Source organism: Bordetella trematum (assembly GCF_900078335.1).
Classification (GTDB): Bacteria; Pseudomonadota; Gammaproteobacteria; order Burkholderiales; family Burkholderiaceae_B; genus Bordetella; species Bordetella trematum.
Genome location: NZ_FKBR01000019.1, coordinates 232,383 through 247,552 on the forward strand (window position 1 = coordinate 232,383; position 15,170 = coordinate 247,552).

General features: G+C 65.5%; 14 protein-coding genes. 9 read left to right on the forward strand and 5 right to left on the reverse strand.

The window, feature by feature from the left end:
* Positions 1 to 31: 31 nt before the first annotated feature.
* The 5 genes from A7V84_RS09745 to A7V84_RS09765 all read left to right on the forward strand — a co-directional run bounded on the left by A7V84_RS09745 (position 32) and on the right by A7V84_RS09765 (position 6,302).
* Positions 32 to 772, forward strand: coding sequence for a fimbrial biogenesis chaperone (locus A7V84_RS09745; RefSeq protein ID WP_063491834.1), 741 nt, complete (start codon positions 32 to 34; stop codon positions 770 to 772).
* The gene (locus tag A7V84_RS09750; protein ID WP_025513057.1) at positions 772 to 3,330 is read left to right on the forward strand and encodes a fimbria/pilus outer membrane usher protein; all 2,559 of its coding nucleotides are present in this window, start codon (positions 772 to 774) and stop codon (positions 3,328 to 3,330) included. The genes A7V84_RS09745 and A7V84_RS09750 overlap by 1 nt, the downstream gene beginning before the upstream one ends.
* Positions 3,318 to 4,502, forward strand: a complete 1,185-nt coding sequence (locus A7V84_RS09755; RefSeq protein WP_033535491.1) for a fimbrial protein — start codon at positions 3,318 to 3,320, stop codon at positions 4,500 to 4,502. Before A7V84_RS09750 ends, A7V84_RS09755 begins: the two co-directional genes overlap by 13 nt.
* Before the next feature lie 133 nt (positions 4,503 to 4,635).
* Positions 4,636 to 5,088 carry an acyl carrier protein gene (locus A7V84_RS09760; RefSeq protein WP_025513055.1) on the forward strand — a complete coding sequence of 151 codons (453 nt, stop codon included), beginning with the start codon at positions 4,636 to 4,638 and terminating at the stop codon, positions 5,086 to 5,088.
* Positions 5,085 to 6,302, forward strand: coding sequence for a beta-ketoacyl-[acyl-carrier-protein] synthase family protein (locus tag A7V84_RS09765; RefSeq protein ID WP_025513054.1), 1,218 nt, complete (start codon positions 5,085 to 5,087; stop codon positions 6,300 to 6,302). The genes A7V84_RS09760 and A7V84_RS09765 overlap by 4 nt, the downstream gene beginning before the upstream one ends.
* A gap of 4 nt (positions 6,303 to 6,306) precedes the next feature.
* On the opposite strand, the gene A7V84_RS09770 is transcribed toward A7V84_RS09765, so the two are convergent.
* The gene (locus tag A7V84_RS09770) at positions 6,307 to 6,990 is read right to left on the reverse strand and encodes a response regulator (RefSeq protein ID WP_025513053.1); all 684 of its coding nucleotides are present in this window, start codon (positions 6,988 to 6,990) and stop codon (positions 6,307 to 6,309) included.
* 456 nt (positions 6,991 to 7,446) lie between these two features.
* On the opposite strand from A7V84_RS09770, the gene A7V84_RS09775 reads away from it, so the two are divergent.
* Together A7V84_RS09775 and A7V84_RS09780 are read left to right on the forward strand one after the other, a co-directional pair.
* Positions 7,447 to 9,909, forward strand: coding sequence for an AsmA family protein (locus tag A7V84_RS09775; RefSeq protein WP_025513052.1), 2,463 nt, complete (start codon positions 7,447 to 7,449; stop codon positions 9,907 to 9,909).
* A complete protein-coding gene (locus A7V84_RS09780) occupies positions 9,906 to 10,292 on the forward strand; it encodes an MOSC N-terminal beta barrel domain-containing protein (RefSeq protein WP_025513051.1) in 387 nt (128 codons plus the stop codon). Before A7V84_RS09775 ends, A7V84_RS09780 begins: the two co-directional genes overlap by 4 nt.
* Positions 10,293 to 10,298: 6 nt before the next feature.
* Here A7V84_RS09780 and A7V84_RS09785 read toward each other — a convergent pair whose 3' ends face one another.
* The 4 genes from A7V84_RS09785 to rsmD form a co-directional block, all read right to left on the reverse strand.
* Entirely contained in the window at positions 10,299 to 11,489 is a 1,191-nt protein-coding gene (locus A7V84_RS09785) for a benzoate/H(+) symporter BenE family transporter (RefSeq protein ID WP_038854468.1), read from the reverse strand.
* Complete coding sequence (locus A7V84_RS09790) at positions 11,486 to 11,737, reverse strand: YfhL family 4Fe-4S dicluster ferredoxin (RefSeq protein WP_033535489.1); 252 nt, start codon at positions 11,735 to 11,737, stop codon at positions 11,486 to 11,488. Before A7V84_RS09790 ends, A7V84_RS09785 begins: the two co-directional genes overlap by 4 nt.
* A 74-nt stretch (positions 11,738 to 11,811) precedes the next feature.
* Complete coding sequence (gene coaD, locus A7V84_RS09795; RefSeq protein ID WP_025513049.1) at positions 11,812 to 12,318, reverse strand: pantetheine-phosphate adenylyltransferase; 507 nt, start codon at positions 12,316 to 12,318, stop codon at positions 11,812 to 11,814.
* Positions 12,319 to 12,339: 21 nt separating this feature from the next.
* On the reverse strand, positions 12,340 to 12,960 hold the full coding sequence (gene rsmD / locus A7V84_RS09800) for a 16S rRNA (guanine(966)-N(2))-methyltransferase RsmD (RefSeq protein ID WP_082832965.1): 621 nt from the start codon (positions 12,958 to 12,960) through the stop codon (positions 12,340 to 12,342).
* A 72-nt stretch (positions 12,961 to 13,032) separates the two neighbouring features.
* Between rsmD and ftsY the strand changes: the two genes are divergently transcribed.
* Together ftsY and A7V84_RS09810 are read left to right on the forward strand one after the other, a co-directional pair.
* Entirely contained in the window at positions 13,033 to 14,277 is a 1,245-nt protein-coding gene (ftsY, locus tag A7V84_RS09805; RefSeq protein WP_063492567.1) for a signal recognition particle-docking protein FtsY, read from the forward strand.
* A gap of 261 nt (positions 14,278 to 14,538) precedes the next feature.
* Positions 14,539 to 15,165, forward strand: coding sequence for a glutathione S-transferase family protein (locus A7V84_RS09810; protein ID WP_033535487.1), 627 nt, complete (start codon positions 14,539 to 14,541; stop codon positions 15,163 to 15,165).
* The last annotated feature ends 5 nt before the right edge of the window (positions 15,166 to 15,170 follow it).

Here is a 15,170-nt window from a genome sequence, read left to right on the forward strand (position 1 = left end):
TTTCTTTTCGCTTGAACGATCCGGATGCCCTATGAAAAAGCCTTTCGTACATCTTCTTCCCGCTGCTGTCCTGTTCGCGACCCTGGTTGGCGCTAGTGCGCAGGCAGGGATCCAGCTGTCGAATACCCGTGTCGTTCTCAACGAAGGCAGCCGCAGTGCTTCGGTCTACGCCAAGAACAGCGGCGAGCCCGTGGTCGTGCAGGCCTGGATCGAGGGCGTGGGCGAGAAAATGGAGACGCCGTTCTTCATCACGCCGCCCTTGAGCCGTTTCGATGGCGATACCGAGCGCAGCCTGACGATCTCGCGTGTTGGGCAGGACGTGTCTGGCGACCGCGAAAGCTATTACTGGGTCAACGTGCTGGAGATTCCGCAGAAGGTCGAGGGACAGGCCAACACCCTGACGTTCGCGACCCGCACCCGCATCAAACTGTTCTACCGGCCCACGGCGATTCTGAAGGCGCCGCAGGGGCCGGAACAACTGACGTGGTCGGTCTCGCGTGAAGGCGCCAAATGCTCCTTGGCCATCGCGAACGCCTCGCCCTTCACCGTGAACTTCGCCCGCATGGAGTTGCCGGGGCAGGTGAAGGGTTTCGGCACCGGCATCGTGGCCATGCCGCTCGACACGACGAGGGTTGAGCTGAAGGGATGTCCGGCGTCCGGCGCTTCCTTGACGCCTTATGTCGTCAACGAGTACGGCGCGATCGAACCCTGGCCGGCGGTCTCGCTGCAGTCCGGCGGCCCCGCTACGCCTGCCGCGGTGAGGCAGCCGTGATGCACAATGCCCCGTCCTTTCCCCGCGCGCGCCTGAGCGTCACGCTCCTGCTGCTGTTGAGTGCGAGCCTGGGCGTACGCGCTCAGGAGCCGGCGCCTGCCGCTGCCTCCGGTCAGCCCGCTGCCGCGCCGCAACAGCCCGAAGTCCGATTTGACAACAGCTTTCTGCATCATATCGATGGCCAACCCCAGGTCGATCTGTCGGTATTCGCGCAGTCCAACCGGGTGCTGCCAGGCATGCACACGGTGCTGTTGCGTCTGAATGAGCAGACGATCGGCATGCGTGACATCGATTTCGTTCCCGAGGAGGGCAAGGTCGACGCTCAGCCGTGTCTGACCGTGCCGTTCCTGAAAGAGCTGGGCGTGAAGGTGGAGGCCTTCCCGGCGTTGCTGAGCGTAGATGAGAAAGACTGCGCAGCGGCGCTCAAGGTTCTCCCCGATGCGTTCACTCGCTATGACCAGAGCAAGAACATCCTGAATATTTCCATCCCCCAGGCTGCACTCGACAACCGGGCGCGTGGCTATATTCCTCCGGATATGTGGGATGACGGCGCCACCACGTTCTGGACGTCGTATCGGGCGTCCTTCAACCGCAGCCGCTATACGGGCGGTGATTCAAATCAGCACAACAACACGACTTTCATCAGCCTGCGAAATGGCCTGAACGTCGGCGCCTGGCGGCTGCGCGCCAATGGCACCTATTACGACTCGGGCAGCCGTTCGAAATGGGATTGGGATGATCGCTACATCGAGCGCACGATCAATCCCTGGCGCGGCGTGCTGCGCCTGGGCGACAGCTACACGTCTGGCGACATTTTCATGGGTTTCCGCTTCCGCGGCTTGCAGCTGCGTTCGGACGAGGGCATGTTGCCCGACAGCCAGCGCGGCTACGCGCCGGTGATCCGGGGCATCGCCTCCGGATACGCCAAGGTGACGGTTCGCCAGCAGGGCAACGTCATCTACTCGACCTTCGTGCCGGCCGGGCCTTTCGTGATCGACGATCTCTATTCCACGCCAGGGGCGGGGGACCTCGAGGTCGAAGTCGAGGAAATGGGCGGACGCACCACCCGCTTTCTCCAGCCCTTCGCCTCGCTGCCCATGCTGATGCGAGAGGGGATCTGGAAGTACAACTTTGCGGTCGGCGAGCATCGCCACAATTACAGCGGCGTGTCCAAACCGTGGTTGGGGCAGGCGACGGCCGCCTATGGTCTTCCCTGGGGCCTGACCGCCTATGGCGGCGGTATGGTGGCGCAGCACAATTACCAGTCTGCGGCCATCGGCCTGGGCTGGAACCTGGAATACCTGGGCGCCATTTCCGCCGACATCATTGGGTCGCGTGCCGAGGACAAGCGCGGCAAGAAAAAAACCGGGCATGCCGCGCACATCCAGTATGCCAAGTCGTTTCCGGGGTCAGGCACGGACTTCACGCTGGCCGGTTATCGCTACAGCTCGGAAGGCTTCCGCAGCCTGGACGATGCGGTGCGTGACCGCGCCTACGACAATCGCTACGCATACGAGTATGGCCGCCAGCACGAGTATCAGCTGTCGCTGTCGCAGCGTCTGGGCAACCGGGCCTCGTTGTCGTTCAACTATTTTGGCATTGCCTATCGCAATGCGCCGCGCAATGCCACCTATGCCAACCTGGGTTTCTCCAGCTTCGTCGGCAATGTGGGTTACTCGCTCAACTACAGCATCAACCGCAGCCCCTGGAGTCAGAAAGACCGTTCATTCATGCTGACGCTGAGCATTCCTCTGGGTGCTCGCCAGACGGCCAGCTACTCGATGAATACCACCAATAACTACGGCACCACCAACGATGTTTCGCTCAGTGGTCCGCTGACCGACGATTATGCGCTGACCTACTCGGTGCAGACCGGTATCACCAGCGGCAACGGCGACAACAACGGCAACTACGGTTATGGATCCCTGGGCTACCAGTCGCCGATCGGCACGCTCAACGTCAGCCATGGCTACGCACGGCACAGCTCCAACACCAATATCGATGTGAGCGGCGCCATCGTGGTGGATTCGCGCGGCCCGTTGCTGGGCCAGAACCTCGGTGAAACCGCGGTCATCGTCGATGCGCCGGGGGCCAGCGGGGTCGCGGTCAACAACCACCCCGGTGTGCGGACCAACTCGCAGGGACGCGCCCTGGTTCCCTACGCCACGCCGTATCGCGAGAACCGTGTTTCCCTGACGCCGATGTCGGATGACGTCGACGCAACCCTGGAGGACAACGTCAAGACTGTCGTGCCCACGCGCGGCGCCATCGTGGTGGCCAAGTTCGATACGGTGATCGGGCGGGTCATGCTGGTTGTGCTGAAGGACAAGAATGGACAGGTATTGCCGTTCGGCGCCACGGTCTATGACCAGGAAGGCGAACAGCGCGGCATTGTCGGCCCGGTGGGTCGGGTCTGGCTGACCGGCCTGCATGGTGAAGCGCGCTTCGACGTGAAATGGGGTGAGCGCCAGGAGTATCAGTGCTCATTCAATATCGACCTGTCGGAGGCAGAAGGCAAGGCCGACATGGGCCAAAGGGAGATGACATGCGGTGGTTGAAAAAGCAGGCGCCCGGCCATGCCGGGATAGCAATGATCAGAGTGGCGATCGCGGGAGCGTTCGGCGTGCTGGCCTGGGCGCCGCAGGTCTTAGCGGGTCCGATGGATGCCCGGGCTGTGGAGACCAACTGCTATGCCAATCCGGGGGGATCTGCGCCTTCAGGCACTGTTTACCAGGCATACAACTCCGCGGCCTTCCAGAAGGTCATCCCGCCGGCGCAGTCTACGATTCCCGTGCCTAGCAATCCGGTCAGAGGTACGGTGCTGATGCAGATGTCTTCGCCTCTGCCGTACTTGACGGGTGGCGGGCAGGGGCAGGCGGCGCCCTATTATCGTTGCCCCCCTGGCGCCATCGAAGAGTTCCGCCCGCCTGCGGGCGTGCTGATTCCAGGCATGGCGGATGTGTACTACACGACTGTGCCGGGCATCGGCTTTCGTGTGGCGTACTTCGCTGGCGGAACCGGGAGTTATGGCACAGCCCGTTATGCGCCGCAGACGTTCGTCAACAGCTATAACAGCGGGGTAATGATCTTCCCCTTCGCGGGCGTCGACATTGGCTCAGCCGCCAGGGCGCAGATTGAACTGGTCGCCACGGGGGATCCGATCAGCCCCGGCGTGATCCAGGCGGGCTCGGTTCTGGCGCGCTCCTATCTCAGCGCGGGCGGCAATGCGCCCGCTCAGACGCTGTACAGCGTGTCGCTGCAGAGTAACGTCACGATCAGTGTTCCGACCTGCACCGCGCCGGCCCAGTCCGGCCTGACCATGACCTTGCCGGATGTATCGACCACCACGCTGCTGGCTAACGGCGAAGGCCCCATGACGGACACCACGATCCGCGTGAATTGCACCGCGTCGAGCCAGAACTCGCCGTCGATGACCATTTCGTCTGCCTATCTGGCGCCGGGCACAACCAATGCCCTGACGAATATTTCCTCGGCAACCGACAAGGCCGAGGGCGTGGGCGTCGAGGTCTGGATCGGCAGCCAGAGCGGCACTTATACGCGACCCACCTTTGGTCTGGCTGCACCGAACCATGGGATACCCGCCGGCACCACGCCCACCTCATCGTGGGACTTCATAATCGGCGCAAAACTGAAACAGTTGGGGTTGGCCAATCAGGTTCGCCCGGGTCCGGTACGCTCCACCGCTACGCTGACGTTTACTTATAACTAATCATGAATGCGGCCCCTTACGGTGCTTCTCCTGATGTAGGATACGGGAGAGCAAAATAAGGTGCCGCATTTTCAATTTGGCGGCGAAGTCGTGCAGCAATAACGTTGGTTGATTAACTTTGCCGAGTCCTTGAATGCAGACATTGCCTAAAGAAATTGTTTTGCCCGACGAGCCGGAGCTGCGTCAGAAACTTGCCGAAATCATTGCGCGGGTTTGCCGTTGCGAGCCGGAGCCTTTGCTGGAAGACCAGGAGTTTTCCGCAGTGGTGACTCAGTTTGACTCGTTGGCGGTTTTGGAAATCCTGTTGGAAGTCGAAACCGAATACGGCATTGAAACCGACGAGATGCTGCCCGTCGACCAGGAGATGGGCGCCCAGGAAATAACCAACATCTTCCCCAAGAACCTGAGCGAACTGATTGTGTACATGCACGAGGTCGTCGCACGGCGTCCTCAGCGTGAGGCGGAGATGCGGGCGCGGCTGGAAAAGGCGCAAGGACGGGCGGCGACAGAGCCGCAGGCCGCGCAGCCAGAGCCGGCAAAAGACCCGGTCGGATCTGAGGCCGGGACGACGGAGCCTAAGCCGTGAGCCGCCGCCGCGTCGTGATCACCGCTGTCGGCATGGCTACGCCGGTGGGCGATACGGCCGGGGAGACATTCGAGGCCTTGCTCGCTGGCCAATGCGGCCTGGGGCCGGATCCGACCGGCAAGATCGATCGACAGGTCGGTTTGCTCAAAGGGGATATCGCCGCCGGCATGCATCCGGCCCAGGTCCGCATGATGGACCGGGTGACGGTGTTGGCGCAGTTCGTGGGTACGCAGGTATTGCAGGCGGCCCAGCTGGATGAAACGCAGCAAAGCCGTTGCGGCGTTTTCCTGGGCACCGGCATTGGCGGCGTGGGCACGCTGTGCGAAGCGGTCGAGGCCTATCACGGCATCATTCCCAAACGACCCATGCTGGTGGTGCCGGCGGTGATGGCCAATGCGCCGGCCGCGCATATTGCGCAACAGATGCGTTCCCTGGCTGAAGCACAGACTTACTCCACCGCCTGCTCGGCCGGGGCGGTGGCCATCGGAGAGGCTTTTCGCCGCATTCGCGATGGCTATCTGGATGTCGCCATCGCGGGCGGTGTCGAAACCATGATGACGCCGGCGGTGATGGCCGCCTGGAAACAGTTGCATGTGCTGTGCGTGGACCGGACCGAGGGCGGGGCTGGCGGTTGTCGTCCTTTCAGCCACCGGCGCAGCGGTTTTGCCCTTTCCGAAGGGGGCGCCATGCTGATGCTGGAGTCCGCCGAGCATGCCCAGGCGCGCGGCGCGACGGTCATCGCCGAGTTGTCCGGCTATGGCCCCAGCAACGACGGCACGCACCCCCTGCGCCCGGACTCGCGCGGTCAGGCGCTGGCCATGGCGCGCTGTCTGGCCGATGCCCAGATGGCGCCCGAGGAGGTCGGCTATATCAACGCCCATGCCACCGGCACGCTGGTCGGCGACCGTATCGAAACCGAGGCCATCAAGCAGGTGTTTGGCGAGCACGCGGCCAGGCTGCCGATCAGCAGCATCAAGGCGGCGGTGGGTCACATGATCGGCGCGGCGGGGGCGGCCGAGGCGGTGGTGACGGCGTTGGCGCTGCAGCGCCGTATGGTGCCGCCTACGCTGTTCTGGGAGGCGGGCGACGAGCAGTGCGATCTCGATTATGTGCCGGATACGGCCCGCGCCTTGCCTGAACTGCGCGCGGCCCTGAGCAATTCTTTCGGCATGGGTGGCAACAACGCGGTGCTGGCGTTTCGCGCCGCGTCCTGAGCGTTCAGGCGCCGGGGGCGGCGGCCGCGCCTGGGGGCTCGTCCTGCGGTGCGTCGTCGCGCACCAGCCCGGTTTCCAGCGCGAAACGGAACAGATCCGCATCGCGCGTGGTGCCCAGCTTGCGCATGGCGTTGGATTTCTGGGAGCTGATGGTCTGTTTGGTGCGGTTCAGGCGCTCGGCGATTTCATTGATCGAAAAACCGGAGACATACAGCCGGATGACCTCTTCTTCGCGCTTGGACAGGGCAACGTGAGTGCTGCGCTCTTCTGCGAGCAGCGTGCCGTTGTCGCGGCTGGAGCGGGGCAGGGCCGTGCCCTGATGGGCCGCCTGGATGGCCGCGGCCAGCAAGCTGATGTCGCTGCCTTTGTTGAGCACGGCCTGCACGCCCAGGTCGGCCAGGGTAATGCCCAGCGCCGGATTGTCCAGGGTCGTGAAGACGATGATCTTCAGATCGGGATGGTTTTCGCGCAGATAGGCGATCAGGGCGATGCCGTCGCCGAACTCGCCGCCAGGCATGGCATAGTCGGTCACGAGCACGTCGCAGGGCTGCCGCTGCAGCAGGCGCACCAGTTCACCGGAGTCGCGCGCCAGGCCAATGATGTCGAGGTGAGCCAGGGCATTCAGCTCGTGGTGGATGCCGGCCAGGACTGCGGGGTGGTCGTCGGCCAGGGCGATGCGGATCTTCATGGCATTTTCACTGAGGACTTATAGGGGGTCGTTCGGCGTGCGAGAAAATCCATGCGCGACGGTACGTGAAGGGATTCTTGCCCATTTCGTAGCTAACTGTCATCTATTTCGGCCTAGTATTTGAATGATATGTGTCACGGGTGGCGACAGACTGCCCGGCCGGGCGCCAGGGCAGGCCTGGCCTCGCAAGACCCATGATGCAAGGCGCGCAAGAGGCGGCGGCAGGCGGGAAGGCGGTTTCGGCCCTTTGATTTGCTACGATAGCGGTATCTGCCGCCTTGGCGAGCGGATCAGGTTGTCCATCTCTCATCGCCCGGCGTCGACGGGTCGTGATCCCGGGCTGGCATGGCGCGGCCAGCGCCGCCGGCAGGAGAGAGTGCGGCGCAGACAGCGCCGGCCCGTTCGGGCCGGCTGACATGACAAAGATTTCCAAGTCGAGGTCTCGACGGGGCGGCAATGAAAACGTGGTTCAAACGTATTTTGATAGGCCTGGTGGTGTTGGTGCTGGTGGCCATCGTGGGTCTGGCCATCTTCTTGCTGACATTCGATCCCAATGCTTATAAGTACAAGCTGGAGGAGCTGGTCCAGGAGCGCTATCAGCGCACGCTGAGCATCGATGGGCCCATCGAGATGTCGCTGTTCCCGCGCCTGGGCCTGTCGGCCCAGGGGGTCTCGCTGTCCGAGGTCGATAGCGACCAGGCTTTTGCCTCCATCGACAGCCTGCGCCTGGCCGTGGCGGTCTGGCCGCTGCTGTCGAACAATCTGGTGGTGGATCATGTCGCCATCAATGGCTTCAAGGCGCGCATCGTGCGCGAGAAGAACGGCCATTTCAATTTCGAGAATCTGGTGGGCGGGCCCGTGCAAAGCACGGCTGTGCCGGCCAATGCGGCCGAGGGCGCCGTGGGCGTGATTGCCGGGGCTACCCAGGCCCTGACCAGCGGCACGGCCAGTGCGCCGCGCAGCATGCAGATCGACATCGCCGGGCTGGACCTGAAAGACGGCGAAGTGCAACTCGAAGACGCCATGAGCGGGATGGGCGTGTCCTTGATTCAGCTCAATGCCAATACCGGTCGGGTGACCTTCGATCAGCCCTTTGACGTCAGCCTCAGCGCCCGCCTGAAAGGCACCGAGCCGGCGGTTGACGCCGGCCTGACGGGCCAGGCGCTGCTGCGCCTGAATCCCGCCGGCAAGCGTTATTCGGCACAGAAAATGGACCTGCGCATGGAGGGCCTGTTGCCCGGCGCGCAGGCCAAGAGCCTGGCGCTGCGCGGCAACCTCGCCTTCAATGGGGCGACCTCTTCGCTCGACGTCGCCGGCCTGGAGCTGGTGTTCCAGGGTGACGTGGCCGAGCCGGCACTGACCGGCGTGGAGGCCAGCGTGGCCGTGCCCAAGCTGTCGGTCGATCCCCACGAAGCCCAGCTGCAGGTGGAAAAACTGAGCGTGCGCGCCAAGGGCAATGCCACGGACGGCCCCTTCGAGCTGGCCATGGACACGCCCAGCCTGCATATCTCTCCCACCTCCGCCAAGGGCGACGCCTTGAGCGGACGCATCCGCAGCGGCGCCCTGGATGCCTCGTTCGGCCTCAAGGGCATCAGCGGCAATGCCACCGAGCTCGACATCAAGGAAGCCAAGGTCGATGGCGGCTACAAACAGGAGGCGCGCCTGATCAAGACGGTGCTGACCTCGCCGGTCGTCATCAACCTGAGCCAGCGCACCCTGGGCCTGTCGGCCTTGAAGGGCGATGTGGACATCACCGATCCGGCCTTGCCCAAGGGCAGCCTGCAGATTCCGGTGATCGGCAGCGTGGCGGCGGACCTGCGCAAGGATCAGGCCAGCGCCAAGATCAACGCCGTGCTCGAAGGCGGCAAGTTTGACCTGACGGCCGACATGGCCCAGTTGTCGGCGCAGCCGCAGATCAGCTTTGCGCTGGCTGTCGACATCCTGGATCTGGACAAGCTGGCGCCGGCCACGGTCGCAGCTGCCGATCCCAAGGCCAAGGCCGAAGAGGGCAAGGGCGAGAGCAAGCCCGCCGCCAAGCCGGCGGCCGCAGCCAAGCCCGCCGACGAGCGTATCGATCTGTCGGGCCTGGTCGGCCCCAAGGCCGACGGCAGCATCAAGGTGGGGCAGCTGGTCGTGCGCGGCCTGAAGGCCAGTCAGGTCGCCGCCAGCATCAAGCTGGACAAAGGCAAGCTGGACATCAGCGGCCTGGCCGCCGAACTCTACGACGGCAAGCTGGCCGGGTCGGCCTCGCTCAACGCGGCCGACAACAATCAGATGCGGGCCAAGCTCAACCTGACCGGCATCAAGGTCCAACCCTTGCTGGTCGACGTGGCCAAGCGCGACACCCTGTCGGGCACGGGCAACCTGGCCCTGGACCTGAACACGGCCGGCGTCGAGCCCGACGCCATGATCGCGAACCTGGCCGGTTCGGTGCAGTTGAGGTTGCGCGAAGGCGCCATCAAAGGCATCAACGTGGCCCAGACGCTGCGCGAATTGCGGGCCGCCCTGAGCGGCCCGGCCGAGGACGCCTCGTTCGGGGTCGATGCCTCGCGGCAGACCGACTTCGCCTCGCTCGATGGCGACCTGACGCTGGCCAAGGGCCTGGCCACGATCAAGCGCCTGGATCTCAGCACCCCGCTGCTGCGCGTCACGCAGGGCAGCCCGGCGGTAGTCAATCTGCTGGATCGCAGCCTCGACGTGGTGGTGCAGCTGCGCGTGGTCAGCACCGCCAATCAGGATCGCGAGCTGGCCGATCTGCGCAATGTGCCGGTGCCGCTGCGCATCACCGGCAGCTTCGAGCAACCGGTTTATACGGTGCAGTGGGCGCAGATCGCCACGTCCCTGCTCAAGCGCGGCGTCGAAAGCAAGATCAAGGATGCGCTGGGTGGCGCGGTGCGCAAGGGGTTGCTGGGCCGATGAGCGATACCTTCGAGCCGGTGGTCGCTTGCGGCCGCAGCGGACAGCCCGAGGCCAAGGGCTACGTGCGGCGCTGGCTGGTCAGCAATGACGCCGGGCAGTGGCTCACGCGCGATCTGTGCCCGCGGCTGGCCGAGGTCAGCGTCGAACTGCGCATGGGCTACCTGGTGCTGCGCGCCCCGGACATGCTGCGCCTGGATGTGCCGCTCGATGTCATCGAGGATGATGACAGCGTGCGCTATCAGATCCTGATCGGCGGGCAGGTGGTGGATGTGGTCGACGAGGGGGAGCTGGCTGCCGCCTGGCTGTCCAACCATCTCGGCATTCCGGCGCGGCTGCTCAAGGTTCATCCCGACATGACGTCGGTGGACTGGCCCGCGGCCTGAATTCTTTCAGGCCTGTTGCCGGCGCCGCCAGTTGACCACGATATGGGTCAGCAGGCCGGCTGCAAGGCCCCAGAAGGCCGAACCGATTCCCCAGAAGGACATGCCCGACGCGGTGGCCAGCAGGGTCACCAGCGCGGCCTCGCGCTGTGCCGGGTTGGACATCGCGCTGGCCATGCCGCCCATGATGGCGCCCAGCAGCGCCAGACCGGCCAGCGTGGCGATGAGCGCGGCAGGCAGGGCCTGGAAGAACACGGCCACGGTGCCGGCAGCCACGCTCAGCAAGACATAACTGAGCCCGTAGGTGGCCGCGGCCACATAGCGGCGCGCCGGATCGGGGTGCGCTTCGGGGCCGGCGCAGATGGCGGCAATGATCGCGCCCAGCGTCACGCTGTGGGCCCCGAAGGGGGCGGCTAGCAGGCCCACCAGGCCGGTCAGGGCGACCAGACGCGAGGCTGGCGGCCGATAGCCGTTAGCTTGCAGGATGGCCAGGCCCGGCAGGTTCTGAGAGGCCATGGCCACCACGAAAAGCGGGATGCCCAGGCTGATGGCGGCCTGCAGCGTGAAGGTCGGGGTAGTCCAGACAAAATCGGTCCAGGCCCAACGCACATTTTCCAGGTGCAGGCCGCCTTGCCCGGCAGCAACTGCCAGGCCTGCGGCCAGCACGGCCAGCACCGCGAAACGCGGCAGCCAGCGTTTGCACAGCAGGTAGGCGGCGCACATGGCCAGCACCAGCCAGGGAGCGCCGGCAATGCTGCGAAACACGCCCAGGCCGAAATCCAGCAGCACGCCGGCCAGCATGGCGCCTGCGATCTCGGCAGGAATGCGCCGGACGATGGGGTCGATCCAGCCGAATATGCCGCAGGCCAGGGTCAGTGCGGCCGCCAGCACGAAAGCGCCGACGGCCTGATCGAACGGCACGCCGGCCAGCCCGGTGACCAGCAACGCCGCGCCGGGGGTGGACCAGGCGAAGACCACGGGCAGGCCGGTGCGCAGGCTCACCAGGGCGCCTCCCACGCCCAGGGCCAGGCAGATCGAGCCCAGCCAGGAGCCGATGTGGATCGCATCCAGGCCGGCGCTATGGCCTGCCTGCACCATCAGCACGGCGGTGCCGCCGAAGCTGACCAGCACGGCCACCAGCCCGGCCACGATGGCCGAGACCGAAACATCGTTCAGGCGAGGCTGCGCCGCAGGGCTCATTTCTGTTCGGTCAGGCGGTGGTATTTGGCCATCAGGGCCTGTTGGTTTTCCTGCCATTGGGGGTGCAGTTCGATGCACTCGACCGGGCAAACGACCTGGCATTGCGGCTCATCGTGGTGGCCGACGCATTCGGTGCAGCGCAGCGGGTCGATGACGTAGTAGTCCTCGCCCATGGAAATGGCATCGTTGGGGCATTGCGGCTCGCATACGTCGCAATTGATGCATTCGTCGGTGATGAGTAGGGCCATGACGGGACAGCGCTTAAGACGGGGTCTGCCGCTGATTGTAGCGCCGCCGGTCCAGGGGGCCGGCAGGCAGCGGATCAGCCGGCTTCGGGAGCCTGCTCGCGGCGCTGGCGGGCTTTCTCTTGCAGCCAACGTTCCACGGAAGGAAAGACGAATTTGCTGACGTCGCCGCCCAGCAGGGCGATTTCGCGCACGATCGTGCCGGAGATGAACTGATACTGGTCCGACGGGGTCATGAACAGGGTTTCGACATCGGGCAGCAGGTGGCGATTCATGCCGGCCATCTGGAACTCGTATTCGAAGTCGGACACGGCGCGCAGGCCGCGTACGATGACGCGCCCGTTCTGCTCGCGCACGAAGTCCTTGAGCAGGCCGCCGAAGCTCTGGACTTCGACGTTGGGGTAGTGGCCCAGGACTTCGCGGGCGATTTCGACCCGTTCCTGGACGCCAAAGAACGGCCTTTTGTTGGGGCTGTAGGCCACGCCGACCACCACTTTATCGAACAGCGCGGCGGCGCGACGGACGAGGTCTTCGTGACCGCGCGTGAGCGGGTCGAACGTCCCTGGGTATACGGCGATGATCATGCTGGCTCCAAACCGGTATGTTTATGGTGTTACACCATCCTCCAAACCCGGATTATTGTCCGTTTCCTGCAATGCAGCAAACGTTAGCAACACGTAGTGGACCGCGCCGGCCTTGCCTTCGCGCAGACGGGTATACGCCTCGGGGTGGAGGATGGGGGATTCGGATTCCACATAGACCAGCGCGCCCTCTGCCAGCACCGCTGGCAGGCCGGGCCAGACCCGGCTGAGCCAGTCCTGGCCGAAGGGCGGATCCAGCAGCACCAGATCAAAGCGCGAGGCATCCATGCGCGCCAGCGCCTGCAGGGCGTCGCCCGCATGAATGCGCACCTGGTCGGCCTGCAGCTTGTCGCGCAGCCGGCGCAGGGCGGTGATGGCCTGGCGGTCGCTTTCGACCATCTGTACCTGGGCCGCGCCGCGCGAGGCGGCTTCCAGGCCCAGTGCGCCGCTGCCGGCGAACAGGTCGAGCACCCGTTTGTCGCTGAAATCGCCATGCCAGAGATGGCTCAGCCAGTTGAACAGGGTTTCGCGCACACGATCAGGCGTGGGGCGCAGCCCGGGGACGTCAGGCACACTGATCGGGGTGCGGCGGAACTGGCCGCCGACGATGCGGATGGCGCGCGGGCCACTAGCGGATTGCTTCAAAGCTGGGAACCTCCTGGCGCGAATAGTAGCGCCTCGGGGCGGATGGGGGCGATCCCGAATATACTTTTGCCTATGTTCCGCTTCTTCAAGAAAAAAACCCCTGCGCCCGCCGCGCCGGCTACGCCGGCCCCGCCGCCGCAGGAAGAAACCATCGCGAGCCCGGCGCCGACGCCCGAGGCCGCGCCTGCGGCTGCGCCTGTTGCGGCGCCCGAGGCCCCGGCCGCTCAGCCGCCGTCCACGCCGCCGCCTGCCCCGGTCCCGGAGCCTGCCCCGGTCCCGGCGCCTTCGCCCGTAGCGCCGCCTTCGCCGGTACCGGCGCCCGCGGCGGCGCCGACCGCGCCCGTGACGCCTGCCGCCGCAGCCGCCGAGCCGGCGGCGGAGCCGCAAGCGGCGGCCGCACCCAAGAAAGCCTCCTGGCTCAGCCGCCTCAAGCAGGGGCTGGCTCGTACCGGCCAGAGCATCGGCAGCATCTTCGTCGGCGTCAAGGTCGACGAGAATCTGTTCGAGGAGCTGGAGTCGGCCCTCATCATGGCCGACGCGGGCATCGAGGCCACCGAAAGTCTGCTGACCGCTTTGCGCGCACGCGTCAAGAAAGAACGCATCGAGGATGCCGCCCAGGTCAAGGTGGCCTTGCGCCAGCTGCTGGCCGAGCATCTCAAACCGCTTGAGCGCCGCTTCGAGCTGGGCCGCGCCCAACCGCTGGTGGTCATGATTGCGGGCGTGAACGGCGCCGGCAAGACGACTTCCATCGGCAAGCTGGCGCATACCTTCCAGCGCCAGGGCGCCAGCGTGCTGCTGGCCGCGGGCGATACCTTCCGCGCGGCGGCGCGCGAGCAGCTGATCGAGTGGGGCAGCCGCAACAATGTCACCGTCATTGCCCAGGAGGGCGGCGACCCGGCCGCTGTCGCCTTTGACGCGGTCAACGCCGGCAGGGCGCGTGAGGCGGGCGTGGTCATGGTGGACACGGCCGGCCGCCTGCCTACCCAGCTGCACCTGATGGAAGAGCTCAAGAAGATCCGCCGCGTGATCGGCAAGGCCGACGCCAAGGCGCCGCACGAGGTGCTGCTGGTGGTCGATGGCAACACCGGCCAGAACGCCCTGGCCCAGATCCGCGCCTTCGACGCCGCGATCCAGCTCACCGGGCTGGTGGTGACCAAGCTCGATGGCACCGCCAAGGGTGGCACGCTGGCGGCCGTCGCCGCGGGCAGCCAGGGGGTGCGGCCCATCCCGGTCTACTGGATCGGCGTGGGCGAGGGCCTGGAAGACCTGCAGCCCTTTGTCGCCGAAGAGTTCGCCGCCGCGCTGCTGTCCGACTGACCCTGCGCCCCGGGCCGATCTCCCGACAAGCCGCCCCGTGCCTGCACGCGGCGGCTTTTTTGCGCCCCGCACCGGCCGGCGCATGATGTGCTGCGGGCCCGTCTGCGGGCGCTGCCTGCGAGGGCGGGCCTACGCGCCGACTTCCCTTACAGGCAAGGCCGGTGCGCGCACTGGCAAGCCCGGCGCGCACGCCGGCCCCTAACATTGGCCGCTACTTGTTCCATAGGTCCGCCATGCCGGGCCGTACTGCCCGAGCCCGCCATGATCACGCTCTACGACCACCCCCGTTCCGGCAATTGCTACAAGGTGCGCCTGTTCCTGTCGCTGATCGGGCAGCCCTGTCGGCGCGAGTTCATCGATGTGCTGGCGCGCAAGAACCAGACCGAGGAGTTCGAGCGCGTCAGTGCGTTCCGGCAGGTACCGGCCATCGAGGAGGATGGCCTGGCCATCTGGGACAGCCACGCCATTCTGCTTTATCTGGCGCAGAAGTACGCGCCGCAGTGGCTGGCGCCGCTGGCCGACTGCGGGCAGATGTATGCCTGGATTTCCGTCTCGACCAATGAAATCGCCAACAGCCTGCAGCCGCTGCGCCTGACCCGGGTGGTCAGCAACGCCGAGGCCGCCCATCACCTGGGCGTGAGCGAGGCGCTGCTGGACCTGGAGGGGTTGCAGCGCCGCACGGCGCGTGTGCTCGGCCTGATGGAAAGGCGCCTGACCGGCCGGGACTGGCTGGCCGGCGGCCCGACGGTGGCCGATATCGATTGCTATGGCTACCTTTCGCTGGCCGAGGAGGCCGGCATCGACATGGCCGCCTATCCGGCGCTGGCGGCCTGGCGCCGGCGTATCGAGCAGTTGCCCGGTTACGTCCCGCCGGGGCAGGACGCCTGAAGCCG